This is a genomic window from Flavobacterium sp. (assembly GCF_028689845.1).
In the GTDB taxonomy this organism is placed as follows: Bacteria; Bacteroidota; Bacteroidia; order Flavobacteriales; family Flavobacteriaceae; genus Flavobacterium.
The window spans coordinates 11,428-36,469 of the sequence record NZ_JAQVCH010000021.1; the positions used below are offsets into that span (position 1 = coordinate 11,428).

Annotated in this window: 20 protein-coding genes and 1 tRNA gene; 10 read left to right on the top strand and 11 right to left on the bottom strand. The window is 35.9% G+C overall.

The window, feature by feature from the left end; all coding sequences use genetic code 11:
* Position 1 precedes the first annotated feature (1 nt).
* Genes PHR76_RS09060 through ribD form a run of 3 tightly spaced genes read right to left on the bottom strand, consistent with a single transcriptional unit; the run spans position 2 to position 2,501 of the window.
* Positions 2-862, bottom strand: coding sequence for a DMT family transporter (locus PHR76_RS09060; protein WP_300061295.1), 861 nt, complete (start codon positions 860-862; stop codon positions 2-4).
* Positions 859-1,467: an HAD family phosphatase gene (locus PHR76_RS09065; protein WP_300061297.1), complete on the bottom strand. Its 609-nt coding sequence runs from the start codon at positions 1,465-1,467 to the stop codon at positions 859-861. Before PHR76_RS09065 ends, PHR76_RS09060 begins: the two co-directional genes overlap by 4 nt.
* Entirely contained in the window at positions 1,464-2,501 is a 1,038-nt protein-coding gene (gene ribD / locus PHR76_RS09070; RefSeq protein ID WP_300061300.1) for a bifunctional diaminohydroxyphosphoribosylaminopyrimidine deaminase/5-amino-6-(5-phosphoribosylamino)uracil reductase RibD, read from the bottom strand. Before ribD ends, PHR76_RS09065 begins: the two co-directional genes overlap by 4 nt.
* Before the next feature lie 81 nt (positions 2,502-2,582).
* Here ribD and PHR76_RS09075 point away from each other — a divergent pair, with 81 nt between their 5' ends.
* Together PHR76_RS09075 and prmC are read left to right on the top strand one after the other, a co-directional pair.
* Positions 2,583-3,062 carry a GNAT family N-acetyltransferase gene (locus PHR76_RS09075; protein WP_300061401.1) on the top strand — a complete coding sequence of 160 codons (480 nt, stop codon included), beginning with the start codon at positions 2,583-2,585 and terminating at the stop codon, positions 3,060-3,062.
* Positions 3,063-3,073: 11 nt separating this feature from the next.
* Positions 3,074-3,928 (top strand): peptide chain release factor N(5)-glutamine methyltransferase, encoded by an 855-nt coding sequence (prmC, locus tag PHR76_RS09080; RefSeq protein WP_300061303.1) that lies wholly within the window; start codon positions 3,074-3,076, stop codon positions 3,926-3,928.
* A gap of 8 nt (positions 3,929-3,936) precedes the next feature.
* Here prmC and PHR76_RS09085 read toward each other — a convergent pair whose 3' ends face one another.
* The gene (locus PHR76_RS09085; RefSeq protein WP_300061306.1) at positions 3,937-5,187 is read right to left on the bottom strand and encodes an ABC transporter permease; all 1,251 of its coding nucleotides are present in this window, start codon (positions 5,185-5,187) and stop codon (positions 3,937-3,939) included.
* 220 nt (positions 5,188-5,407) lie between these two features.
* On the opposite strand from PHR76_RS09085, the gene hisS reads away from it, so the two are divergent.
* The 3 genes from hisS to PHR76_RS09100 all read left to right on the top strand — a co-directional run bounded on the left by hisS (position 5,408) and on the right by PHR76_RS09100 (position 10,134).
* Positions 5,408-6,778 carry a histidine--tRNA ligase gene (gene hisS, locus PHR76_RS09090; protein ID WP_300061309.1) on the top strand — a complete coding sequence of 457 codons (1,371 nt, stop codon included), beginning with the start codon at positions 5,408-5,410 and terminating at the stop codon, positions 6,776-6,778.
* A gap of 94 nt (positions 6,779-6,872) precedes the next feature.
* Complete coding sequence (pta, locus tag PHR76_RS09095; RefSeq protein ID WP_300061312.1) at positions 6,873-8,963, top strand: phosphate acetyltransferase; 2,091 nt, start codon at positions 6,873-6,875, stop codon at positions 8,961-8,963.
* Positions 8,964-8,970: 7 nt separating this feature from the next.
* The gene (locus tag PHR76_RS09100) at positions 8,971-10,134 is read left to right on the top strand and encodes an acetate kinase (protein ID WP_300061315.1); all 1,164 of its coding nucleotides are present in this window, start codon (positions 8,971-8,973) and stop codon (positions 10,132-10,134) included.
* 85 nt (positions 10,135-10,219) lie between these two features.
* Here the strand turns inward: PHR76_RS09100 and PHR76_RS09105 are convergent, their stop codons facing one another.
* Both PHR76_RS09105 and PHR76_RS09110 read right to left on the bottom strand, forming a co-directional pair.
* Positions 10,220-15,535 carry a choice-of-anchor D domain-containing protein gene (locus PHR76_RS09105; RefSeq protein WP_300061318.1) on the bottom strand — a complete coding sequence of 1,772 codons (5,316 nt, stop codon included), beginning with the start codon at positions 15,533-15,535 and terminating at the stop codon, positions 10,220-10,222.
* A 922-nt stretch (positions 15,536-16,457) separates the two neighbouring features.
* A tRNA-Met gene (locus PHR76_RS09110) sits at positions 16,458-16,531 on the bottom strand.
* A 145-nt stretch (positions 16,532-16,676) separates the two neighbouring features.
* On the opposite strand from PHR76_RS09110, the gene PHR76_RS09115 reads away from it, so the two are divergent.
* Together PHR76_RS09115 and PHR76_RS09120 are read left to right on the top strand one after the other, a co-directional pair.
* Entirely contained in the window at positions 16,677-17,069 is a 393-nt protein-coding gene (locus PHR76_RS09115) for an START-like domain-containing protein (RefSeq protein ID WP_300061321.1), read from the top strand.
* A gap of 47 nt (positions 17,070-17,116) precedes the next feature.
* Positions 17,117-17,953, top strand: a complete 837-nt coding sequence (locus PHR76_RS09120) for an aminotransferase class IV (RefSeq protein WP_300061324.1) — start codon at positions 17,117-17,119, stop codon at positions 17,951-17,953.
* On the opposite strand, the gene PHR76_RS09125 is transcribed toward PHR76_RS09120, so the two are convergent.
* The 5 genes from PHR76_RS09125 to PHR76_RS09145 form a co-directional block, all read right to left on the bottom strand.
* The gene (locus PHR76_RS09125) at positions 17,950-18,510 is read right to left on the bottom strand and encodes a YqgE/AlgH family protein (RefSeq protein WP_300061327.1); all 561 of its coding nucleotides are present in this window, start codon (positions 18,508-18,510) and stop codon (positions 17,950-17,952) included. The two genes, PHR76_RS09120 and PHR76_RS09125, sit on opposite strands and share 4 nt — an antisense overlap.
* 121 nt (positions 18,511-18,631) lie before the next feature.
* On the bottom strand, positions 18,632-18,904 hold the full coding sequence (locus PHR76_RS09130) for an HU family DNA-binding protein (protein WP_300061330.1): 273 nt from the start codon (positions 18,902-18,904) through the stop codon (positions 18,632-18,634).
* Positions 18,905-19,082: 178 nt separating this feature from the next.
* Positions 19,083-20,030, bottom strand: a complete 948-nt coding sequence (gene fmt / locus PHR76_RS09135) for a methionyl-tRNA formyltransferase (RefSeq protein ID WP_300061334.1) — start codon at positions 20,028-20,030, stop codon at positions 19,083-19,085.
* 1 nt (position 20,031) lies between these two features.
* Positions 20,032-21,924 (bottom strand): ATP-dependent DNA helicase RecQ, encoded by a 1,893-nt coding sequence (locus tag PHR76_RS09140; protein WP_300061336.1) that lies wholly within the window; start codon positions 21,922-21,924, stop codon positions 20,032-20,034.
* A 3-nt stretch (positions 21,925-21,927) separates the two neighbouring features.
* Complete coding sequence (locus tag PHR76_RS09145) at positions 21,928-22,467, bottom strand: ATP-binding protein (RefSeq protein ID WP_300061339.1); 540 nt, start codon at positions 22,465-22,467, stop codon at positions 21,928-21,930.
* A 225-nt stretch (positions 22,468-22,692) separates the two neighbouring features.
* Between PHR76_RS09145 and PHR76_RS09150 the strand changes: the two genes are divergently transcribed.
* Genes PHR76_RS09150 through murA form a run of 3 tightly spaced genes read left to right on the top strand, consistent with a single transcriptional unit; the run spans position 22,693 to position 25,021 of the window.
* Positions 22,693-22,977 (top strand): DUF493 family protein, encoded by a 285-nt coding sequence (locus PHR76_RS09150; protein ID WP_300061342.1) that lies wholly within the window; start codon positions 22,693-22,695, stop codon positions 22,975-22,977.
* Positions 22,978-22,987: 10 nt separating this feature from the next.
* Entirely contained in the window at positions 22,988-23,692 is a 705-nt protein-coding gene (locus PHR76_RS09155; RefSeq protein ID WP_300061346.1) for a DUF4290 domain-containing protein, read from the top strand.
* Between the two features lie 18 nt (positions 23,693-23,710).
* Positions 23,711-25,021: a UDP-N-acetylglucosamine 1-carboxyvinyltransferase gene (gene murA / locus PHR76_RS09160; RefSeq protein ID WP_300061349.1), complete on the top strand. Its 1,311-nt coding sequence runs from the start codon at positions 23,711-23,713 to the stop codon at positions 25,019-25,021.
* Positions 25,022-25,042 lie beyond the last annotated feature (21 nt).

Here is a 25,042-nt window from a genome sequence, read left to right on the forward strand (position 1 = left end):
CTTATTTACTTACTAATACTAAAGCTAAAATAGCCAACCCGATTCCAAAACCATTTCGTTTATTTATTTTTTCTTGAAAGAAAATTAATCCAGTAAGCGAAGAAAGCAATACAATAGCCACGTTATTTATAGTAAAGATAGTAGAGCTTTCAAAAACCTTACTAGAAAGCATTTTGATTACATAATATAAAGCAAAATAATTAGGAACGCCTAAAATGATTCCCGCTACTATATTTTTACCTTCTATTTTTTGGTAGTGCTTCCAAGTAAGGTAACCAATGATTATTATTCCTAACCCAAAAGCAACTAAGAACGTGTGTGAAGAAAATAGCGGAATTTCTGAAACAGGTAAATAATGATGTTCTAGAATTTTTAGCGTTGTATCAATGGTTCCTGCTCCTAAAAAAACCAAGAGCGGTAAGGTGATATTGCCTGTCGATTTTGAGTTTCCGTCTGCTTTTTTCGAGGTAAAATAAACAGCCGCTAGAGCCAATAATATTCCTATTATTTTTAGAAAGCCCATCTCATCTTCAAATAGAATAAAACCAGCTGCAATCGGGATAATGACTGACATTTTAGATGCTACTGTAGCTACTGATAGTCCGTTTCGTTGTGTGGTTAAAGCCGTTACATAGAAGACACTAATGAATAAAAATCCCAAAAAAACACTGCCAAACCACCATGGTTTCTGACTGATTTCAGAAAGTTGAAAGGCTGTTTCACTCCGCCATAAACCCATTGCAAAAGCAACTAAGTAATTCACAACCAGAGCCTGAATGATGTTAATGTTAAAGCGTGAAAATAATTTTAGAATAATAAATAATAAGGTGTTGAAAATAACACTCAGAAGAATATAAATCACAAACTAATAATTTTTTTGGCAAATAAATCGGTTACTACTTCTTCTCCCACTTTCAAATTCCAAACTACTAAGCCTAGCGAAGCCGCTGCATCGGTATTTTCTTTTTTATCATCCACAAACAGTGTTCGTTTTGGCGATAATTCGTGTTTGTTAATTAGAAATTTAAAAATTTCTACGTCCGGTTTTCGCATTCCTAATTCATAGGAATAATATACTTTTTCAAAACAGTTATAAAAATCACGCGTCATAGACATGCCTTCTTTGTGTTCAAAATGGTCAATGTGAATCATATCTGTATTGGTTAATAAAAACAACCGATACTTTCCTTTTAAATTTTGTAAAAACTCTACTCTTTCCAAAGGAAAAACGCCCAAGATTGCATTCCACGCAGCTCTGATTTCGTCTACCGTAGCATCGGGCAACTGTTTTTGAAAACCTTGAATAAACTCAGTTTCTGAGATTTTTCCAATTTCAAATCGTTTGTTTAGTTCATCTAACTCCTCGTTCCATTCTGTTAAGCCTAAATCCTTAAATGCTTTTTCTAGTCCGGGCATATTCAAATCGATGAAAATATTTCCAAAATCAAAAATAATCGTGTTTATCATGGCTTGGTCAAGATTAAAAGTTCGTCGTTGTTGCTGTTTTTTATTAATTCTAAAATACCGTTTATGGAAGGTGCTTTTGTCCCTTCTTTAAACATCATTGCTCCTTTAAAAACCCTTGCTTCATCCCATAAACCCGCCTCGATAAAGCTAGTTAAGGTTTTCGCTCCGCCTTCTACAAGCACAGATTGAATTTCTAAGGAATATAGAAAAGCACAAATTCGTTCAATAAGTTGACTATCAAAGATAATATTTTCATAAATACAATTTTCATCTTTCGAAAAAATTTCTTGCTCCGTAAAAATAATTGTTTTTTGGGCTTTATTTTTAACGGTAAAATCAGATGGGATTTTTCCAAAACGGTCTAAAATAATTCTAACAGGGTTTGTGCCTTTCCAATCTCGTGCATCTAAACTTGGGTTATCGACTAAAACGGTAGTTGTTCCAGCTAAAATAGCTTGTTCTTCCGTTCGCCATTTATGGACTAACTGCCGAGAATAGCTATTGGTAATCCAAACAGGTTGGCAAGTCTCTTTGTGTGTTGGAGATAAAAAACCATCGGCACTTTCTGCCCACTTTAGAATAATATACGGACGCTTTTTTTGATGAAAAGTAAAAAAACGTTTGTTCAGTTCTCTGCATTCTTTTTCTAAAACACCTACATCAACAGAAACACCTGCTTTTTGAAGTTTTTCAATTCCTTTTCCAGCTACTTTACTATGCGGATCAACCGTGCCAATAACTACTTTTGGGATGCTGTATTTGAGAATTAAATCGCTACACGGAGGTGTTTTTCCGTGATGGCTACATGGTTCTAAACTCACATATAAGGTTGCTTTTTTTAATTGCGATCTGTCTTTAACAGCATTAATCGCATGAACTTCGGCATGTGCTTCACCCGCTTTTTGATGCCAACCTTCGCCAATAATTTGGTTATTAGATACAATTACACAGCCTACCATCGGGTTAGGATAGGTTTTGCCAAAGCCATTTTTAGCCAACTGCAAACAACGTTGCATGTAAATTTCTGGTTTCATCGTTTCACAAATTTACACTTTTTGAGAAATAAAGTAGAAATAGTTTTACTTTTACGTTTTCAACAAGTAAATCTGAATTCCATGCCTTTTATTCGACCAATCCAATTGTCCGATAACCAAGAACTTGCCACTGTAATCCGTTCCGTTTTAGTGGAACATCAAGTGCCAAAAGTGGGAACGGCGTATGCGGATATTTCGTTAGATTGTATGTTTGAAACCTATTCAAAACCTAGAAGTGCTTATTTTGTGGTGGAACAAGACGGAAAAATTATTGGTGGTGCCGGAATTAGTCCCTTAGAAAATGAAGCCGCTTCGCTTTGCGAATTGCAAAAAATGTATTTTTTACCTGAAGCAAGAGGCATTGGGCTCGGACAGCAAATGATGACAACTTGTTTGGAAGCGGCCCTTTCTTTTGGCTATCAACAGTGTTATTTAGAAACCATGCCCAATATGTTGGAGGCTCAGCACTTATATAAAAAAGTTGGTTTTGCTTATATTAAAGAGCCAATGGGTTGCACAGGACATACTTCTTGTCCGGTTTGGATGTTGAAAACACTTTAAATTTTCTTTTCATGACTTTTAAACACTATCAAACTTTTTTTCGTTCCGAATTAGCTTCTTTTTATGATGCCATGGAAATTGATAGCTTTTTTTATCTGATTTTAGAAAAATTACACCAACTTAAACGCATCGATTTGGCGTTGAATCCTTCTTTGCAGCTGGCAATAGCCGATGAAAAAAAATGGCAGTTGATTCTAGCTGATTTAAAAGAGCAACGGCCGATACAATACATCCTAGGTGAAACTTCTTTTTACGGACTTCCCTTTACGGTCAATGAACATACTTTAATTCCACGTCCGGAAACCGAAGAATTAGTTGCTTGGATTTTAGCTGATTTACAATCGGCAACTTCTCCGCTAAAGGTGTTGGATATTGGAACTGGAACGGGTTGTATTCCTATTTCTCTTAAAAAAAATAACGAGTTGCTTCAAGTGGATGCTTTGGATGTTTCGGAAGAAGCTTTATTGGTTGCTCAAGCCAATGCAGTACAAAACCACGTGATGATTACTTTTCTGAATCAAAATATTTTAGAAATCACTGCTTTTTCAAAATCGTATGACGTGATTGTTTCCAATCCGCCGTATGTTCGCTACTCGGAAAAAGAAGCAATGGCTAAAAATGTGTTGGATTTTGAACCTTCGCTTGCGTTATTTGTTTTTGATGAAAATCCGCTTATTTTTTACGAAAAAATAGCTGCTTTAGCTTGGAAAAACTTAACTCCTAACGGATTTTTATATTTTGAAATCAATCAATACTTAGGGCAAGCCATGCTGGATTTACTCTCCAATCAAGGATTTCAGTCCGTTGAATTGCGAAAAGATGTTTATGGAAATGACCGTATGATTAAAGCAATAAAACCTAAATAAATAACGGTTTATTCATAACGCAAGGCTTCAATTGGGTCTAGTCGTGATGCTTTGATGGCTGGATATAAACCCGAAATTAAGGCTACAAAAAAACTAGTGATGACTGCCGCGATTATTGCCATCCACGGAATGATGAATTGAAATTCAAGTAAAGCGGCAAAAACAGAACCAATCGTAATTCCTAAAATAATTCCTAAAAGTCCACCTAGTTGTCCGATGACAATGGTTTCAGTAAAGAACTGAAATGCAATCGTATTCTTTGTCGCTCCTAATGCTTTGCGAACGCCAATTTCACGAGTTCGTTCGGTGACAGAAACCAACATAATATTCATCAGTGCAATCGAAGAACCAAAAATAGTAATGATGCCAATAATCCAAGCAGAAACACTTAAAACAGAGGTAAGCGATAAAATTTGATTGATTAATTCATCACTTCGCACGATGCCGAAATTGCTTTCTTCCACCGGGTTTTGTTTTCTCACTTGTCGCATCGTGATAATGGCTTGGTCAATGGCGGCTTCTAGCAATTCTTTTTTCTCGACCAATACACTTAAATTATAATTGATATTGGGTTGCGAAAAAAGCGAACGGGCTACTTGAATCGGAATCATTACTCGTAAATCCTGACTGTTTCCAAAAGTCGACCCTTTTTCCTTTAAAATACCAATCACTTTAAATTTGGCTCCCCGAATGGAGATGGTTTTTCCAACGGGATTAACATCTTTTAATAAGCCATTAGCAAAATCGGAACCCACGACACAAACAAACGTATTATTTTCAATATCAAAACCTGTAAAGTTTCGTCCGTCTGCGAGTTCTAAGCCAGAGTTGGTTAAAAAATAATCATCCACACCTAAAATTTGAATTTCAGGATCTGTTTTTTGATTTTCATATTTTACTTCTGCTCCAGAAGTGGCCGTAAACGATAAAGAGGCATGCGTAAATGGATAGGTGTATTTTTCTTGAAAGGCTTTTGCTTCAGGATAGGAAATAATCGGATTATTGATTTCGCGGTCGTTGTTGCGACTACTATTGCCAACGCGGACTTCCAATTCATACTGGCGAATGTTGAAAGTGTTGGCTCCCATCGAAGCAAAATTAGAAGAAACCGTGTTTTCTAAAGCTGAAACCACCGTTAAAATACTGACTAAAGCCGTAATTCCAATTGCAATAATAACGATGGTCAAAATCGTACGAAGCAATTGGGTTTTAATTGAACCTAATGCAATTTTGATATTTTCTTTAACTAATCGTGCCATATTCCTTATTTGACACGAAATTACAATAATTGTTACAAGGTTTCTTTATTTTCTTTAAAAAGTAAGATATTTGCAAGGTCAAAATGCAATTTCAATATCAAAATTCAACTGCAAAGTTAAAAGGCAATTCTTTTTTGTCATTCCGAAAGATGATGAAGGCGAAATAGGAATCTCCTGCAAAGCAGGAAAAAAATGAAAACAGAATCTAATAAATAGTATAATGGCTCAAAAACCAAGTATTCCAAAAGGAACGAGAGATTTTTCACCGACAGAGGTGGCAAAACGAAATTACATCAGCTCGATTATGAAACATCATTTTGAGGTTTTTGGTTTTCAGCCGATTGAAACCCCGTCTTTTGAAAATTCGGATACCTTAATGGGGAAATATGGAGAAGAAGGAGATCGGTTGATTTTTAAAATATTGAATTCAGGAGATTATTTAGATAAAGTGTCTGAAGCAGAACTCACGCAAAAAGACTATAAAAAATTAGCGAGTAAAATCTCAGAAAAAGCACTTCGTTATGATTTAACGGTTCCGTTTGCTCGGTATGTGGTTCAACATCAAAACGAGATTGAATTTCCGTTTAAGCGATATCAGATTCAACCGGTTTGGCGAGCCGATCGTCCGCAAAAAGGACGTTTTAGAGAGTTTTATCAATGTGACGCCGATGTGGTGGGTTCAAATTCGCTTTGGCAAGAAGTAGAATTAGTTCAATTGTATGATGCGGTTTTTACCCAATTGGGATTGGGCGGAACGACGATAAAAATCAATAACCGCAAAATATTATCTGGCATTGCAGAAGTGATTGGAGCTCAAGATAAATTAATCGATTTTACGGTTGCTTTAGATAAATTAGATAAAATTGGCGAGGAAGGGGTGAAGAACGAAATGCTTGAAAAAGGAATTTCTGCCGAAGCCATTGCTAAAATTCAACCACTCTTTCATTTTACGGGAAGTGTGTCGGAGAAAATCGATAAGTTGCAGGTTTTATTACAATCGTCGGAAGAAGGTCAAAAAGGAGTGGAAGAACTTCGTTTTATCACTGAAGCGATACAGGAATTAGGTTTGCAAACTGCTATTTTAGATTTGGATGTAACCTTGGCTCGAGGATTAAATTACTACACGGGAGCCATTTTTGAAGTCGTTGCTCCGCATGTGGCCATGGGTTCTATTGGTGGTGGTGGTCGTTATGATGATTTGACTGGTATTTTTGGATTAAAAAATATGAGTGGTGTGGGAATTTCATTTGGTTTAGACCGAATTTATTTGGTTTTAGACGAATTAAGCCTATTTCCCGATACGGTTACCGCCACAACCCAAGCTCTTTTTATGAATTATGGCACTCGCGAAAGTTTTTATGCGATGAAAGCCATTTCACAATTACGCCAAGCAGGAATTAAAGTAGAATTATATCCCGATGCGGCCAAATTAGACAAACAATTTAAGCATGCTGACAAACGCGGAATTCCATTTGCTGTTTTAGCAGGACAATCTGAAATGGAACGATTGGAGTTTGGTTTGAAAAATTTACAAACAGGCGAACAAATCAAACTTGATTTTGAAGGATTAAAAGCGGCCTTGTTAAGTTAAAAGTCTTACATTTAGAAAGCCGAATCAAGTTGCTTTTGCGACTTTGATTTAAAATATATTTTGTATTATTTAAAGCAAGTTACCCTAAAAAGACATGAATAAAGGATTATATATTGCCACCATTGAACCCCGAAGTGGAAAATCGCTCATCAGTTTGGGTTTAATGGATGGACTTTTAAGTAGAATGGCCAAAGTAGCTTATTACCGACCGATTATTAACGAAGGGAAAAAATCAAAAGTGGATAATCATTTGCAATTAATTTTGCAAACATTTGATTTTAAAGAAACCTATTCTTCGGCCTATTCCTATACGAAACAGCAAATGATTCAGCTGGTCAATTTGGGTAAAAAAGGCGAAGTCATCGAAAAAATTGTCAAGGATTATAAACGGTTAGAAGAAGCGTATGATTTTGTATTAGTAGAAGGAAGTGATTTTGAAGATGAGGTGTCGGTTTTTGAATTTGAAATCAATTTACAAATTGCTAAAAACCTTGGTTTGCCAGTTTTAATTAATGCTTCCGGTGAAAATTTGATTGCAGATTTAATTCAGAATTTAGAGTTGGCTTACAACTCTTTTTTAGAAAAAGAAGTCAGCGTCATGGCGATTGTCACCAATAAAATTAAAGAAGAAAACCGTGCTGAAATATTGGCTGGAATTGAAAAATTTGCGGGAAAAGAAGTGCAAAAATTTGCCATTCCTGTTAATGAATTATTAAGTCAGCCAAGTGTACGAGAAGTTGCTGATGCGTTGAATGGAAAAGTCCTTTTTGGCGAGCATTTACTCGATGGATTTGTGGGTAGTTTTAGTGTAGGAGCGATGCAATTGCCCAATTATTTAATGCATATTGGACAAAATAATTTAGTGATTACACCGGGTGATCGGGCCGATATTATCTTAGGCGTTTTGCAGGCGGATAAATCAATTCATTATCCCAAAATGGTGGGAATCATTTTAACTGGCGGGTTACAACCAGAGCCTTCTATCATGCGATTGATTGAAGGATTGGATCATATTATTCCTATTATTAGCGTTCAAGAAAACACTTTTAAAGCAGCCAATAAAATTGGAAGAATTAATTGTAAAATTCGTCCCAGTGATCATCTCAAAATACAATTATCTTTAGAAACATTTCATCAATATATTGATGCTGATGTGTTGATTCAGCAAGTGACTAATTTTATTTCGAAAGGAATCACACCAAAAATGTTTCAGTATAACTTACTTCGAAAAGCCAAAAGTAGCAAGAAACATATTGTTTTGCCAGAATCGGAAGACCCAAGAATTTTAGAGGCTACTGCTCGTTTAGTGGCGGCTGAGGTAGTGGATATTACCTTATTGGGCGTTCGGGCGAACATTGAAAAAGCCATTTTACAAGCGGGGATTTTACTTCCTTTAGATAAAATCACGATTATTGATCCGATTCAATCAGCCTATTATGAAGATTTTGTAGAAACATTTTATGAATTGCGAAAGCATAAAAATGTCAACCTTGATATTGCCAAAGATTTAATGTGTGATGTTTCCTATTTTGCCACGATGATGGTTTACAAAGGATTAGCCGATGGCATGGTTTCGGGAGCCATTCATACAACGCAACATACCATTCGACCTGCTTTACAAATCATCAAAACTAAAAAAGGAATTTCGGTAGTTTCTTCTGTCTTTTTTATGCTTTTGGAAGATCGCATTGCTGTTTTTGGTGACTGTGCGATTAATCCAAATCCCACAGCAGCTGAATTGGCACAAATTGCCATTTCTTCTGCAGAAAGTAGTTTGGCGTTTGGTATTGAACCTAAAATTGCGATGTTGTCTTATTCTTCAGGAAGTTCTGGAACAGGGCAAGATGTTGAGCGTGTTCGAGAAGCGACTCAATTAGTAAAAACGTTACGACCTGATTTACAAATAGAAGGACCTATTCAATATGATGCGGCCGTTGATAAAACGGTTGGAAAAAGCAAAATGCCTGATTCCTTAGTGGCAGGACAAGCGAGTGTGCTCATTTTTCCTGATTTGAATACAGGGAATAACACCTATAAAGCGGTGCAAAGAGAAACGGGAGCCATTGCTATTGGTCCTATGTTGCAAGGACTCAATAAACCCGTGAATGATTTAAGTCGCGGTTGTACGGTGGAGGATGTTTATAATACCATAATTATTACGGCTATACAAGCCCAAGAAATATAATATCAAAATGAATGTATTAGTTATCAATGCCGGAAGTTCTTCGTTAAAATTTCAAGTGTTAGAAATGTCTTCGGGAGCTGTTTTTCTAAGCGGAATAGTAGAACGTATTGGGTTAGACCAAACCCAATTTCATTATGAACGACAAGGTGTAAAAAAAAGTGAATTGGTTTCTTTTATCAATCACAAAGAAGCCCTATTGGCCATTGCCACAATCATTCAAGATTTAGGAAGAACCATCGATACCGTTGCTCATCGGGTAGTTCATGGTGGAGAACAGTTTTCGAGTACGACTTTTATCACAAAAGAAGTTAAAGCTAAAATTAGCGAATTGAGTGCCTTGGCTCCGCTTCATAATCCTGCCAATTTAGCCTGTATTGAGGTTTCAGAATTGGTTTTTCCTCACTCGAATCAAATTGCTATTTTTGATACGGCATTTCATCAAACTATTCCAGAAAAAGCATATCGGTATGCCATTCCAGCTCGGTTTTATGAATTAGAAAAAATAAGACAGTATGGATTTCATGGAACGAGTCACAAATATGTATCGCAACAAGCGATTTCTCATTTGGGTTTAAAAAGTTCTAAAATCATCACTATCCATTTAGGAAATGGTTGCAGCATGACTGCAGTAAAAGATGGTAAAAGTATAGATCATTCTATGGGTTATGGTCCGATAAATGGGTTGATTATGGGCACTCGTAGTGGCGATATCGATCAGGCTATCATTTTTTATATGATGGATAATTTAGGGTATTCTTCCAAAGAAGTACAAGAATTGCTCCAAAAAGAGAGTGGAATGAAAGGCTTGACAGGTTTTTCAGATTTGCGTGAAATTGAAGAGCAAGCCCTTTTAGGCAATAAAATGTGTCAATTAGCTTTAGACATGAATGCCTATCGGGTAAAGAAAGTCATTGGTTCTTATGTGGCCGTTTTAAACGGATTGGATGCTTTGGTTTTTACTGCAGGAATAGGAGAGAATAGTGGTTTTATGCGGGAATTAATTTGTCAAGAATTAGATTTTTTCGGAATTACAATCGACTCCGCTATTAATGCCATTCGAAGTAAAGAAATTAGAAATGTGGGTACTTTAGATTCCCGTGTGCCTATTTTAGTTATCCCTACGAATGAAGAACTTGAAATGGCAGAACAAGCGTATGAGCTAACAAAATAATCAATTAAAACCGTAGCGAATAAAAATGAAAAGCCCCTCAACGTGTGAGGGGCTTTTGCGGTGTCAAAAATCAATTATCAAAACCCTATTTAATAATGATTTTTTTGCTAATTGTTCCACGTGACGTTTGCACGCGAACAATATAGGTGCCAGAACCGACGTTGCTCATTGGTAAATTAATGTTGTTTTGGGTTTGGTTTTCAACATTCCAAGTCGCAAGGGTCTGACCCAGGATCGTATATAGACTTACTGTTTCTACAGTAGTGTCTGAGGTGGTATTTTTTATTGTAAGTAGGTTATTGTTAAGCGTATGAGCTATTCCAATTTGATTTTGCAATTCATAATCAGGAGCAGTTAAAGTTCCGTTTTGAAAAGTTAGTTCAAACCGATTGTGGATTTCTCCTTGCGGTAAATTCACCGAAAAATGCCCTTCCCGAATATCGTGATATAAACCAGTTTCCATATCATGAATATAGATAGGTTGTGCTGTTTCTACGTTTTCTGTTCCGTCGAGTGTGAATTGCACTTCGCCTGCCGCAAAGGTTTTTACGCCTATTGGATAGGTTTTAGTTGTTTCAAAAGCAGCAGCCCCTTGAATAGTCAATTTGGTTTGATTATGTAAAAAATACATATCATTTTGTTGATTATCAATATGAATAGCATCATAGCCTGGGTCGATTTCTTCTGTGGCTAAGTCGTCCATGAATCCGATTAGTAATTGTCTGTGAAAATGATCGTAGGAATTGAATCCGATACGAATTTTCATAAATAAATCTTCTTCAAAATAATCTTCGATATTGCTTGCGTTTTGTGTTGTTGGTGTTGTATTTCGGAATAATACATTTGAACTAGTGTGATCTTCTTTTACAAACAATCGTTGGCTGTTGTCAAATTTAATTGTTCCCCCAATGGCATTTCCAGTTACAAAAAAGCCTTGTCCTACCGGAATAAAGCGACCTGGAATTCGAGTACTTGTTCCTAAGCCACTAATTCCAGCTGGTGAAACTGGAGCAGTTCCTCCCACCATGGTTCGAGCCGCATAACCCCCTTGGTAACCCGCCAAGGTATGGGTGTTGTTGGTTGAGAAATGTTCCCAGAAATATAAAGTTCCATTCATCACACCTATATTATCTTGAATAAATTTTTGGGAATCTAAAGCTGATGGATAAGGATTTCCTGATAAATTTAAGTTGGTGGCAGAAACGTTTGAAGTAATCAATCCGTTATTTGGTTTACCCACAAAAACATAGTTTTGAGTAGAGGTGGCGGTTGCTCCACTTCCTTTCATGGTATACCCTTGACCTGCTTGTAACAGCCCATTTTGTCCAACACTAGCCCAATTGGCATATATAGGGGTTAAATCTTGGAATTTAAAAATCCAGTAGCTGCTTAAGGTAATAGGGTTGCTAGTTAACGGGTTATTGATGCCCGTTACCCAATTTATATTTCTAGGATTAGTTGGAGTTGCTCCGTCTTTCATAACTCCTGCCACGGTAAAACCATGGTTGATGGTGCTATTATTGATTGAACTTACCGGGGATGACCAATAATTGTAATTAAATTTATTGCTCTGTCCTTGTTGATCACGTTCTAAAGAGCCCAAACTGGTTGGTTCTAAATCACTTTCTGAGGTTTGAATAAACTGAGAACGGTCTGTTAAATCAATTTTTCCATCTAATTTTACATACCAATCATTTTGTAATTTGGTGTCGTTATTCATCATTACAGTCACACCATTGTCTACAAACATTCCGATATTGGTATGGTTTGCAGTTTCGTTAATGTCGTGTTTTACACGAATAATAGCATAGTCATTCTCCGTTACATCAAGGCCTCGTACTTCATTGGATGGACTATCGACTGCTGTAGCAAAATCGCCCACTCTTTCCGTAATAAACGGCATTGGAGCTTGTTGGGCATAAATATTTTTATGGTTATACATTTTCATACCTGTTGACACATCGATGCTTGGTGTAGTTATATCATCGATGATGTCATCTTTATACGTATCCATTCGGTAATAACGCAATAGGTTTGCAAAAGGAAGATTACCAATATTTTTAGGAATGATTGCACCTCGAACTTCTCCGTTATTGTTTTGAATTTCTTGGTAAACCATTCGTCGCAGTTGATTTGCTGTTAAAGCAACGTTAAACAGACGCACTTCATCAATTTTTCCTTTAAAATATTGGGTATTGCTTCCAGGTCGTTTTCCGATGGTAAGCGGTGTTGTGTCTGTATTTATAGCTCCTGTTTTATTGATATTAGCCATCTGTTTTCCGTTAATGAACAGTTTCAAATTTATCCCATCATAGGTCATTGCAACATGAAACCATTGCGAAGAACTTATCGGGTCAATATCACTATAGCCGATGCTTGTGCCATTACAACTAGCCGTAATTGCTCTGGAGCTTGTTATTCTTAAATGGAAATTATTTTGTCCTACTACAACTCCTGTAGAGTTAAATCCGGGTGCTAGATTTACCCATGCCATTAAGGTAGCATTGGAAAGTCCACCCAAAACAGGTGCGGCTTCCGCATAATCATTTCGTCCATCAAACTCTAAAAATAATTTTCTGTTTAAATCACGTGGTGAACCAATTCGGTTATTGTTTGTATCAAAATTATCACGAATTCCGTCTTTGTCCAAATCGGCTGTTTCATCAATAATCCCGTCATTGTTTGCATCTAAATTGGCATACAAGGTTGTTGCAATATCATATACTCCAGTAGACAAAGAAATTAATTTAAGATAATCAGGATTGCCCGAGCCCAAGGTGTTTTGTGGCAGTGATTTTCCCGAGTTTCCGAAACCAACATAGTTATCAAAAATATCTAAAATTCCGTCGTTATCACTGTCTCCACCATCGCCTAAACCATCGCCATTTATATCGCCATCGCCATTAAAAAGACTAGCTTCATCAACATCAAAACGAGTATCGTTATCACTATCTAAGTCTAAATAGTTAGGCACTAAATCGCCATCAAAATCTAAAGCTTTGTTACCAGAAGCTGCATAAGCCGCTTCGGCAGCATCATGCCAACCATTGCCATTTGCATCTACCCAAGAGGCAGTAAGACTCATGGTGTCTTTTCCATTGCTTAAATGTCCCCATCCATCTTCTACGATTCCACCAATACCATCATTGTCTGAATCTAAATCATACACATCGGCAATACCATCACCGTCTCTGTCTTTTAAGATTTGTTTAATTAAAATATCGTCTAATCCTAAATCGTTTCCTAAGCCTCCGGGTTGATTATTTCTAAAAATAACTGAAATACTACTGGAAGTAGGTGTAAAAGACGCACTAAAATTATACCAATCGCCTGTTGGATTTAAATGATTGGTTGGAGCAATATCACCTGTATTTAAAGACGTTAATAAGTTATTATTCAAATCTCTAAATTCAACTGTAATATTCGGTCTGTTTCTTGAACCAATTCCGGGTGCATTAGAGCGGTCTAAGTTAATTACCCAAAAACTATAGGTTAGAGGAGCATTGGCAGTCACACCATGAATGATGGTTCTGTAAAATTCATCGGTAATATCCGTTTCAGCATTAAATAAGGCCATTCTGCCATTCGTATCTGCGGTATGGTCTGGACCAGTATACCAATATTGAGAAGCCCAAGAGGCAATTTGTGCGGTATTAGAAACTGTATATTGTCCGTCATTTAAGTCACTATTGGTATCACATTCAAATTCATTCATCACGTTCAACCCATCTTCATAACAATATGTTGTAGAAGCAGTAGGCACATTAAAATTAATTTGTTCTCTACTAGAGCCACTGCCAAATGTTTCATTTAATAAGGTTACTTGTACGTTTTTTGATAAAGACGAAACACTGGCGTTTGATTGTTCTACCGTATCGGGAATACCGTCATTATCGTCATCTGCATCTGCATTATTGAATATGCCATCGCCATCGGTATCATAAAATGCTTGAATAGAAACACCACTAATTCGGAATGTATACGGACTTAAAGCCGCGTGATTACTCGCAATACTTACATTGGCAAACTTTGACCCGGTAGAAGTAGGCGTAAAGGTTATTTGAAAAGTTGTTGTTGTTCCAGCCGCAACCGTTGTGTTGGGTTGTACTGTTACGATAAATTCAGATGCATGTGTCCCAGAAATCTGTACCTTTGGAGTTCCCGTTAAGGTTAGATTACTTCCCCCGGTATTTTTTATTTTGAAGGTCCGTGTGACCGTAGTACTCAAATTCGTTGCTCCAAAATTAGTATTGTTAGTCGTTATGGTTGTTGAACTTCCTTGCGGAATGATAAAGTCATTACCAGTTACATTGATGATTTGTGTTCCTGCTGTAGACCCTATTCCACGAATAGTAAAATTAAAGTTGCTTTCATCTGAATCACTATTTATAAAAGATAGGGTGGCTGTTTTTGTCCCAGTAGTACTTGGCATAAACGACACATTAAACGTAGATGAAGTTCCACCTGCAATACTCGTAGGAAAACTACTTGTAAGGAAGAAATCTGAACCTGATAAAGAAAAATTACTTAAATATAACGTAGCAAATCCTGTGTTTTGAATGGTATAGGTTCTTGTAACTGCTAAACCTAATGAAGTGGTTCCGTAATCTGTCCAATCGCTCGTGGATGGAGTCGTGTCGCCATCTGCAATTGAATTTCCATTTCCGACTACAGTGATTTCAGCTGGAGCGGCATAAATTAATTCAATTCTTCCGCTTCCACCATTTCCACCTAATGAAGATCCAGAGCTCGTACGTAATGCACCGCCACCGCCACCGCCTGGACTAGAAGCACTACTTCCGTTTCCGCTTGATGAGTTTCTTCCGTTGCCACCATTTCCACCATTTGCAATTGTGGCTCCATATCGGTTTGTGGCATTATTACCATTAGCAACATCTGAAGCTGATGACCCACCGCCACCACCATAAGATGAGGCTCCATTAGCCCCATTTCCGCCAGAACGACGAATGGTTCCGATACAATCGCTTGCACTTCCGCCCAATGCTCCAGTGGTTGAATTGTTTGCAACGGTATTTCCTCCTTTTGCAAAAATTACAGTTTCATTGTCAAACCAAGAATCACCACCGTCAATGCTATTAGTGTTACTGCCAGAACCCACGGTTATAGTATATGTTTTTCCTGGTATTACGTTTATCGTTCCACTTGCAAAAGCTCCGCCGCCGCCGCCGCCTGTTGTTCCGTTACTTGAAACTCTTGAGCCACCTCTTCCACCACCGCCCCATGCATTTACAGTAAGTTGTGTAACACCAGTTGGGATGGTAAAAGTTGATGAGGTATTAAATGTTTGTGAAGCAGTTTGACTATATGACAACTGAACAAAAACCATTACAAGTATTGTAAGGATTATTTTCTTTTGATTTAAGTAGCGTATTATTTTCATACTTAGCAAGGGTTACTATTCTTTTTTCTGTATTAATTTTTGACTCACCAAAAGTAAGAATCAATTTCAAAATATCGATAAAGTGAATGATAAAATCGACAAAATGCATAAAAACTTATAAAATAAGAATAAAATACTTACAAATATTTTTGATAATTAATTTTTTCATTTACGAATTAGCGGTAAAATAATTAATTTGCGTCCCGAGTCTGAAAGACGAACTGATGAAGTAATTTGTGGTGTGTAAAAGAGGAATGATGGAACACGGATTTTTATTAATTATTGTCGGATGGAACACGGATTTAATGGATTAATTTGATTCTCGCGGATTTTTATAATTAATGTTGGATGGAACACGGAATTAATGGATTAATTTGATGTTCGCGGATTTTATAATTATTGTCGGATGTAACACGGATTTAATGGATTTAGAAGATGCTCGCGGATTTTTATAATTATTGTCGGATGGAACACGGATTTAATGGATTAATTTGATGTTCGCGGATTTTATAATTATAGTCGGATGGAACACGGATTTAATGGATTAATTTGATTCTCACGGATTTTATAATTATTGTCGGATGTAACACGGATTTAATGGATTTAGAAGATGCTCGCGGATTTTTTTATTTGTGACGCGAGTCTTAAAGTAGAACTGACGGAGTAATTAACGGTTAAAAAATGTAATCTGTGAATTAGCAGCTAAAAAATCGTGCCTTTGTGGAAAACGTAAATCTAATTAAGCTGCTATTAAAGATTTTTTATGTAGAAAATGATTTAAAAGATAACTGTTTCTAATAATCAGATTTCATCTTAAAATCGTGTACGTTTTGGTGTACTGTTTGTAAAAGTAGTAAAATAGAGGCCATAAAAAAAACGGATTAAGAACCTTAATCCGTTTACTTTCAAAGCATTATCACTGTAGCGAGACCGAGATTTGAACTCGGGACCTTTGGGTTATGAATCCAACGCTCTAACCTACTGAGCTATCTCGCCAAGTTTCGCATTACATCTGCCGCAATGCGGGTGCAAATATAGAAATAAACAACAATCTTGCAAACATAAAATGAGAAATTATTTTTATTTATCTAATCTCTTTTTTTTTGTCTTATTATTCGATATATTGCCGCAAAATTTGTTTATGGATACCAAAATACGATACGAAATAGAATTTGCTGTGAACTCATCACCCCAACTTTTATATCAATATATTTCAACTCCTTCGGGCTTGTCAGAGTGGTTTGCCGACAATGTTAATTCAAGAGGCGAGTGGTTTACTTTTATTTGGGACGATACCGAAGAGAAAGCCCGTTTGGCCTCGAAAAAAACAAATGAACGCATTAAATTCAAATGGATTGATGAAGACGATAAAGAAACAGATTACTTTTTTGAGTTGAAAATCTCTGAAGATGAAATTACCAAAGACGTTTCTTTAATAGTGACCGATTTTGCTTTTGAAGATGAAGTAGAAGAATCAAAACAACTTTGGAAAAATCAAATTGCTGATTTGAAACATGTTATTGGTTCTGTCTAATTGTTAGAATAAATGTATATTTGCCCTGTAAAATCAGGGCTTTTTTTATGATAAATTTAAATGGAACTTTAGTTGCAAACGATTCTAGTTTAGCTCAAAATCGTGCTTTTTTGTATGGCGATGCCGTTTTTGAAACCGTTAAGATGGTGAATGACAAGGTGCTTTTTATGGAAGATCATTATTTTCGACTCATGGCTTCTATGCGGATTATTAGAATGCAAATCCCGATGAACTTTACACTAGAGTATTTAGAAAAACAGTTTCTACAAGTAGCAGCGAGTAATGGTTGTGCCGATTCTTGTCGCATCCGAATTACGGTTTATCGAAACGAGGGCGGCTTTTATTTACCCAAAACAAGGAGTGTTTCTTTTTTAATGACGGTTCAACCTAAAGAAACTAAAAGCTATATTTTTTCAAATGAGCCTTATGAAGTAGAATTGTTTAAAGATTTTCATGTCACTAAACAGTTGCTCTCCACCCTAAAATCTACGAATAGGTTAATTCAAACAGTAGGAAGCATTTTTGCTGATGAAAATGGATATCAAAACTGCCTTTTATTAAATGAAGATAAAAATATTGTTGAAGCACTTAACGGCAATCTATTTATGCTGATTGGCAATCGGTTATCAACGCCACCTCTGTCTGAAGGTTGTTTAAACGGAGTCATGCGTAAACAAATTTTGGAAATTGCTCAAAAAATGGAAAATATAGAAGTAGTAGAAGAAGTGATTTCTCCTTTTAGTCTTCAAAAAGCAGATGAATTATTTATTACCAATGTCATAGTGGGAATTCAACCTATAACTAAGTATCGGAAAAAGTCGTTTGAATCGACACTTGCAAAGCAATTGTTACAAGAGCTTAATCATAAAGAAAACTTGGTTTAATTTAACGTTGGATTTTCCGGAGCATTAGACCAAATTAAATATTCACCTCCTAATTCTAAGATTTGCTCTTTCCAAAAATCAATAGAAGATTTCTTTAAAATCGATTTTTTATAATTGTTTTCAATTAAAATCCAAGCATTAGAATTCATTTCTGATTCTAATTGATTGGCATCCCAACCGGTATATCCTAAGAAAAAACGAATATTATCTTTTGTGATGGTTCCGTTATTAATTAAATCTCTAGTTTTTTCAAAATCGCCGCCCCAAAAAATACCATTAGATATCTCCACACTATCCGGAATTAAATCTGGAATATTGTGAATAAAATAAAGGTTATCTTGCTCCACCGGACCACCATTATAGATGGTGAAGTTGGCCTCTACTTCTGGTACCAAATCATTAACGGTGTATTGTAGTGGTTTATTTAAAATAAAACCCACAGAACCACTCGAATTATGATCTGCCAATAAAACAACAGAACGATTGAAAGATAAATCGCCCAAAATAGAGGGTTCTGCAATGAGTAAATTGCCTTTTTTCAATTTTTCTGAAATCATTAATTCTCTTATTTTTATTAAAATTAGTAATTTTTTTTTCAATAAACCTAATTTTTTTAACAAAATATAAAAAAAAAGTCTTCCATTATGGAAGACTTTTCTTTATATTAACTGGAGTAGACTAGTTAACTGTACCTTCTAATTCAGCACCCGCTTTGAATTTAACAACATTCTTAGCAGCAATTTTGATGGTTTTTCCAGTTTGTGGATTTCTTCCATCTCTAGCAGCTCTGTTAGAAACTGACCATGATCCGAAACCTACTAAAGAAACTCTTCCACCTTTTTTCAAAGTAGCTCCTACGTTACCTAAAAATGATTCTAAAGCTAATTTTGCAGCTGCTTTAGTAATTCCTGCATCTGCAGCGATAGCATCGATTAATTCTGATTTGTTCATAATAATAGTTATTAATTGTTGGTTATACTTATTGTTAATAATAACAAATTTAAAAGGAATTCCTTATTGCACAAGTGTTTTCGTTGTTTTTCGTAAATTTTGTTAATAACTTAGTCTTTATTGTTGATAAAGCGGTGTTGTTCATCGATTTTTTTAATGATTTCAGTCATAGCAATGCTTACAAGGCCATTGCAGAAGGTAAAAATGTCATTCCGTTTAGTAATTCTGCTGCAGTCAATCTTTTCTTTCCTGGCATTTGGATATTTTTAATTTCTATAAAACCATTTTTTACTGCCACTTTTATTTCTTTTTTAGTAGCCAAAATACAGCCAATGTTCATCGAATGTATTTCTGGATGAAAAACGCTTTCATAAATTTTTACATTCCACTCTTGTTCTTCTTGATGAATGATACACCAAGCGGCTGGATACGGACTTAATCCACGAATTAAATTATGAATTTCTTCGCCTGATTTTGTCCAGTCAATTTTACAATTCTCACGATGGAGTTTTGATGCCGTTTTTAAGGCTGTATTTTCCATTTGTATTGTTGTGGATACCGTTCCTGTTTCTATTAATTGTAAGGTTTCCAGAACTGCTTCGCTGCCTAATTTCATCAAGCGGTCGTGCAGTTGACCCGCATTTTCTGTAGGTTCAATTGGGGTTTCTTTCGCCAAAATAAGGGCTCCGGTATCTATTTTATCATCAATAAAAAAGGTTGTGACGCCTGTTTTTTCTTCTCCATTAATAATTGCCCAATTAATCGGTGCAGCACCACGGTATTGTGGCAATAACGAGGCATGTAAATTAAACGTTCCTAATTTAGGCATTTGCCAAACCACTGCGGGTAACATTCTAAACGCAACAACCACCTGACAATTGGCTTCTAAGTTTTTTAACTCCTGTATAAAAGATTCGTCTTTTAAATTTGTGGGTTGAAGAATAGTCAATCCTTTTTCTAAGGCATAGGTTTTGACAGCCGAAAAATTGATTTTCTGACCTCTACCAGCGGGTTTGTCTGCCGCCGTAACAACGCCAACTACGTTATAGTGCTGATTCAGTAGGCTATCTAAAATTCCCACCGCAAAATAGGGTGTTCCCATGAATACAATTCGTAATTTTTCCATTTTAAACTAAGGTATATTGATTAGAAGGTAAAATCTTTATTTTTTCATCCTCCAATAATTCTTTTAAGGTTTCAATCAGTAAGCCTTCAGAAAAGGCTAAGTTTTTTAAAAGTTCTCGAGAACTATATGGTTTTTCTCCAAGTAATTCCAATACTAAAAAAGCGATTGATTGGTTTGGTTTTTGTGAAATTTTTACCTGTATACAGTAGGAACATATTCCGCAATTGGATGTATTTTCTTCGCCAAAATAACGTAGAATGAGTCTGCTTTTGCATTGATCGGTGTTATTGACATAGCGAATAACTTCTTGCAATTTTTGTTTTTTTAACTCATTTTGAGTTTCTAAATATTTTACGACTCGATTTATCGTTCGGTCATCTTCTCTAATTTCATTAAAGGTCAGCAAAGCATCGTTGTGTTTGGCTATATAATCGACAATTCCTTTTTCTTTTAACCGCGAAAGTGTTTCTTCTATTTTTGATTCTTCTACCTGACTTTTTCGGGCAATTAAAGAGAGGTTGACCGCAGTTGGCGAATCATAAATGCCTGAATAAGTGCGTAAAAAAGCTAAAATTATTTCTTCATCCGCTGGATTTAAACTGATGAACCGAATGACTTCTTTGCTCTCTAACACAAATTGCAGCTGCATTTTTTCAGAAAACTCTTGAGCAAACCGAATAATTCCTTGTTGGTCTAAAAACTGTAAAGCCATATACGCTTTGAGTACCGGAAAATGGTATTGAGCACAAAAATGGTTGAGATTAAAAGCAAATTGTTGCGTCATTCCTTCGCCATAAGCAATCTGTAAATACGTACACAATTTAATATAAACTAGTTTCAAAAACTCCTTATCTGGTAAATTGGCTAAAAATTGGGTTTGAACCGATTTTACATCAGAAGGACCAACGAATAAAACTGCCTGAGCTGGAGCACCATTTCTGCCTGCTCTTCCCGCTTCTTGGTAATAATTTTCTAAGTTTTCAGGTAACTGATAGTGAATGACTGTTTTTACATTGGCTTTATCAATTCCCATCCCAAAAGCATTGGTAGCTACCATCACAAGCGATTTCTCGTCCATCCAGTTTTCCATGTGCTTCGTTTTTTCTTTACGCGTAAGTCCGCCATGATAAAAAGTAGCCTTAATTCCTAAACGTATTAATTGATTCGAAATTTCATAACACGCTTTTCGATTTCGAACATAGATGATGGCTGGTGCTGGATTTTTTTTTAAGAGTTGTTCCATCTTAAACAATTTATCTTCTGCTTGAATTACCAAATAGGCAATGTTTTCTCTTGCAAATGATTTTTGAAAAAGAAGCGGATTTTCTAATTGCAATTGGACTATTAAATCTTTTTTAACCTGTTCTGTTGCCGATGCCGTTAAGGCCAAAAAAGGCACTTTTGGAAAAAAAGTCTTTAAAACTTGAATTTTTAAATAAGCAGGTCGAAAATCATGACCCCATTGCGAAACACAATGTGCTTCATCAACGGCAATTAGATTAATGGGAAGGTTTTTAATTTTTTCAATCACCCAATCTTGTTGTAATCGCTCTGGCGAAAGGTATAAGAATTTGTAATTCCCATATAAACAGTTGTCTAATAGAGTAATAACTTCATCGCTAGAGATGCCTCCTGTTAAGGCAATTGCTTTAATATCGCGTTTTTTTAAATTGTCCACTTGATCTTTCATTAAAGCAATAAGTGGCGAAATTACTAAACAAATTCCATCGTTTAGCATAGCCGGAACTTGGAAACACAGTGATTTTCCGCCACCGGTTGGCAATAAAGCAAGCGTATCATGGCCGTCTAAAACAGCGGTGATAATTTCTAATTGTGGGGTGCGAAAGGTATCAAAACCCCAATATTTTTTTAAAATTTCTTCGGCTTTAACCATAAATTACTGTGCTATGGCCTCTAAGATAAAAAGAATTCTGCTATTTAAATCACCTTGTGGCACTTCAATTAAGTCATAGCCATAATTTTCATAGGTTTCTTTTAGGTGGGTATAGATTAGTTTGGCTTGTTCAAAGTTTTCATACCGGTCTTTATCACTTACATAAATGCTTTCCCATGGAGGTAACAAAAAAACTTTGGTATAGCGATTTTGTTTACAGTTTTCATCAAAAAAGGCAGGATAACTATCGCCAATATAGTGCATATACGCTAAAATGTCTGGAATGCCTCGGTCTAAAAAAATGATAGGTTCATTGATGGTACTGGCGTCTAAAAATTGTTTTTTTCTACCTTCTAAAAGCAATTCGCTAAAAAGTAAAGGCTTTTCTAAAAAGAGTTGTTCGATACCTTTTTTTCGAGCTTCATTAATGATGTCTCGTGATATTTCTGAAAAACACGTGTAGCCTTGCTCAATCAATCCATCGATGATTGTGGTTTTTCCGGTTCCAGGACCTCCCGTTATGACGATAATGTTTTTGCTCACCAAAAATTAAATAAAGCGGTAAATTTAGCCATTTTGATAGGTTGAAAGCAAACTTTATAGTTTTTTTTAGCTTTTATAAGTGATTCAAATTAGAAAGGAGTTCATTTAGAGCCTATTTACTTTTTTTAAATCATGGATAGTGAAAGATTAAAGTTATTTTAAAATTAATTTCAATTTTATAAAATCTAAAATCAATACTGTATATTTGCGTATAATAAATTGCAAATGGATAAGAATACGGAAGAATTTTATGAACGATTAAAAGAAGAATTACGCAAAACTTCCGATTGGCCTTCAATTTACCTTTATAAATTTATTGTGCCAACCGATGCAGTTAAAATAATAGCTGTTGAAAATGCGTTTAATAATATGGGTGCTGTAATCAATACGCAGCAGTCTAAAACTGGAAAGTTTACGAGTATTTCTGTCAACGTTCGAATGAAAAATCCAGAACAGATAGTCGAAAAATACCTTGAAGTTTCAACTATTGACGGAATCATTTCGCTTTAAAAATAATCAAATGACGAATAATGAACAAGCACATGCTATTGTGCATGAATTAGAATATAATGCCGAACGGCCGCATTTAATGATTCCTGAATATGGGCGTCATTTGCAAAAATTGATTAATCAAGCCACACAAATTGAAGATAGAGAGGAGCGAAACAAAGCGGCTCGCTATATTATTAAAGTGATGGGGAGTTTAAATCCGCATTTGCGAGATGTGCTCGATTTTCAGCATAAATTATGGGATCAACTTTTTATCATGTCTAATTTTGAATTAGAGGTAGATAGTCCGTATCCCATTCCAACGCGAGAAGTCATTAATTTAAAGCCAGAACGGTTGGATTATCCTCAAAAAAATCCAAAATACCGCTATTACGGCAACAATATTAAATACATGATAGATGTGGCTAATAGCTGGGAAGAAGGTGATTTAAAAAGTGCGTTAGTTAAAGTTATTGCGAACCACATGAAAAAATCCTATTTAAGTTGGAATAAAGATACGGTGGATGATAAAGCTATTTTTAATCATCTTTTTGAATTATCCAATGGTAAAATAGATTTACATAATTCATCAGAAGAATTACTAAACACTTCTGATTTAATGCGAACGAACAAGAAAATTTCGAATAAAAACATCCCTTTGAATCAGAAAAATTTAATTCAAAAGAAAAGTAAAATTCAATTACAAAAATCGAAACCGTTTAAAAAACAACAATAATAATCGCGGAATTCAATTATGGGAACATTTAAGATAGAAGGCGGACATCGTCTCAAAGGAGCTATTCATCCACAAGGAGCAAAAAACGAAGCGTTACAAATATTATGTACCGTTTTACTTACCGCAGAAAAAGTAACCATAAACAATATTCCCGATATCATTGATGTCAATAAATTAATTAAATTATTAGGTAATTTAGGCGTTAAAATTCAACAAAACGGCACCGGTTCCATTACGTTTCAGGCAGATGAAGTCAATGTTGCTTATCTCGAAACCGAAGCGTTTAAAAAAGAAGGCGGTTCTTTGCGAGGCTCTATTATGATTGTTGGACCTTTACTTGCTCGTTTCGGAAAAGGATATATTCCAAAACCAGGCGGCGATAAAATTGGAAGACGTCGATTAGATACCCATTTTGAGGGATTTATGAATCTAGGAGCCAAGTTTAGATACAATCGTGAAGACCATTTTTATGGGGTTGAAAATGAAGGAAGATTAAAAGGTGCTTATATGCTTTTGGATGAAGCATCGGTTACTGGAACTGCCAACATTGTAATGGCCGCTGTTTTGGCAGAAGGTATCACGACCATTTATAATGCGGCATGTGAACCGTATTTGCAACAACTCTGTAAAATGCTCAATTCTATGGGAGCAAAAATCACTGGAGTAGGCTCTAATTTATTGACTATTGAAGGTGTTGAAACCTTAGGCGGATGCACCCACCGCATTTTACCAGACATGGTTGAAATTGGTAGTTGGATTGGTTTAGCAGCGATGACTCGAAGTGAAATTACCATTAAAAATGTAAGTTGGGAAAACCTGGGAGTGATTCCAAGTGTTTTTAGAAAGTTAGGAATCACTTTGGAACGAAGAGGCGATGATATTTTTATTCCAGAACACAAAGACGGATATGAAGTAAAGAAAGACATCGATGGTTCGATACTAACAGTAGCCGATGCTCCGTGGCCTGGATTTACACCCGATTTATTGAGTATTGTTTTAGTGGTCGCCACCCAAGCAAAAGGCGAAGTACTCATTCACCAAAAAATGTTTGAAAGCCGTTTGTTTTTCGTTGATAAATTGATTGACATGGGAGCAAAAATAATTCTTTGTGACCCGCATCGTGCCGTAGTCATCGGACATAACTTCCAATCAGAATTAAAAGCAACAGTCATGTCATCACCAGATATCCGTGCCGGAATCTCCTTATTAATTGCGGCATTATCTGCAAAAGGAACCAGCATCATCCAAAACATCGAACAAATTGACAGAGGCTATGAAAACATCGACGAACGTTTACGAGCCATTGGTGCCAAAATTGTGAGAGAATAATCAAACACAAAATATACTTAA

What these genes read in the sequence shown, in the direction of transcription:
- PHR76_RS09065 (WP_300061297.1), bottom strand. Translation starts at nt 1,467, where the DNA reads ATGATAAACACGATTATTTTTGATTTTGGAAATATTTTCATCGATTTG.
- ribD (WP_300061300.1), bottom strand. Translation starts at nt 2,501, where the DNA reads ATGAAACCAGAAATTTACATGCAACGTTGTTTGCAGTTGGCTAAAAAT.
- PHR76_RS09140 (WP_300061336.1), bottom strand. Translation starts at nt 21,924, where the DNA reads ATGGTTAAAGCCGAAGAAATTTTAAAAAAATATTGGGGTTTTGATACC.
- murA (WP_300061349.1), top strand. Translation starts at nt 23,711, where the DNA reads ATGGGAACATTTAAGATAGAAGGCGGACATCGTCTCAAAGGAGCTATT.
- fmt (WP_300061334.1), bottom strand. Translation starts at nt 20,030, where the DNA reads ATGGAAAAATTACGAATTGTATTCATGGGAACACCCTATTTTGCGGTG.
- PHR76_RS09085 (WP_300061306.1), bottom strand. Translation starts at nt 5,187, where the DNA reads ATGGCACGATTAGTTAAAGAAAATATCAAAATTGCATTAGGTTCAATT.
- PHR76_RS09150 (WP_300061342.1), top strand. Translation starts at nt 22,693, where the DNA reads ATGGATAAGAATACGGAAGAATTTTATGAACGATTAAAAGAAGAATTA.
- PHR76_RS09155 (WP_300061346.1), top strand. Translation starts at nt 22,988, where the DNA reads ATGACGAATAATGAACAAGCACATGCTATTGTGCATGAATTAGAATAT.
- PHR76_RS09105 (WP_300061318.1), bottom strand. Translation starts at nt 15,535, where the DNA reads ATGAAAATAATACGCTACTTAAATCAAAAGAAAATAATCCTTACAATA.
- PHR76_RS09120 (WP_300061324.1), top strand. Translation starts at nt 17,117, where the DNA reads ATGATAAATTTAAATGGAACTTTAGTTGCAAACGATTCTAGTTTAGCT.
- pta (WP_300061312.1), top strand. Translation starts at nt 6,873, where the DNA reads ATGAATAAAGGATTATATATTGCCACCATTGAACCCCGAAGTGGAAAA.
- prmC (WP_300061303.1), top strand. Translation starts at nt 3,074, where the DNA reads ATGACTTTTAAACACTATCAAACTTTTTTTCGTTCCGAATTAGCTTCT.
- PHR76_RS09130 (WP_300061330.1), bottom strand. Translation starts at nt 18,904, where the DNA reads ATGAACAAATCAGAATTAATCGATGCTATCGCTGCAGATGCAGGAATT.
- PHR76_RS09115 (WP_300061321.1), top strand. Translation starts at nt 16,677, where the DNA reads ATGGATACCAAAATACGATACGAAATAGAATTTGCTGTGAACTCATCA.
- PHR76_RS09075 (WP_300061401.1), top strand. Translation starts at nt 2,583, where the DNA reads ATGCCTTTTATTCGACCAATCCAATTGTCCGATAACCAAGAACTTGCC.
- PHR76_RS09125 (WP_300061327.1), bottom strand. Translation starts at nt 18,510, where the DNA reads ATGATTTCAGAAAAATTGAAAAAAGGCAATTTACTCATTGCAGAACCC.
- PHR76_RS09100 (WP_300061315.1), top strand. Translation starts at nt 8,971, where the DNA reads ATGAATGTATTAGTTATCAATGCCGGAAGTTCTTCGTTAAAATTTCAA.
- hisS (WP_300061309.1), top strand. Translation starts at nt 5,408, where the DNA reads ATGGCTCAAAAACCAAGTATTCCAAAAGGAACGAGAGATTTTTCACCG.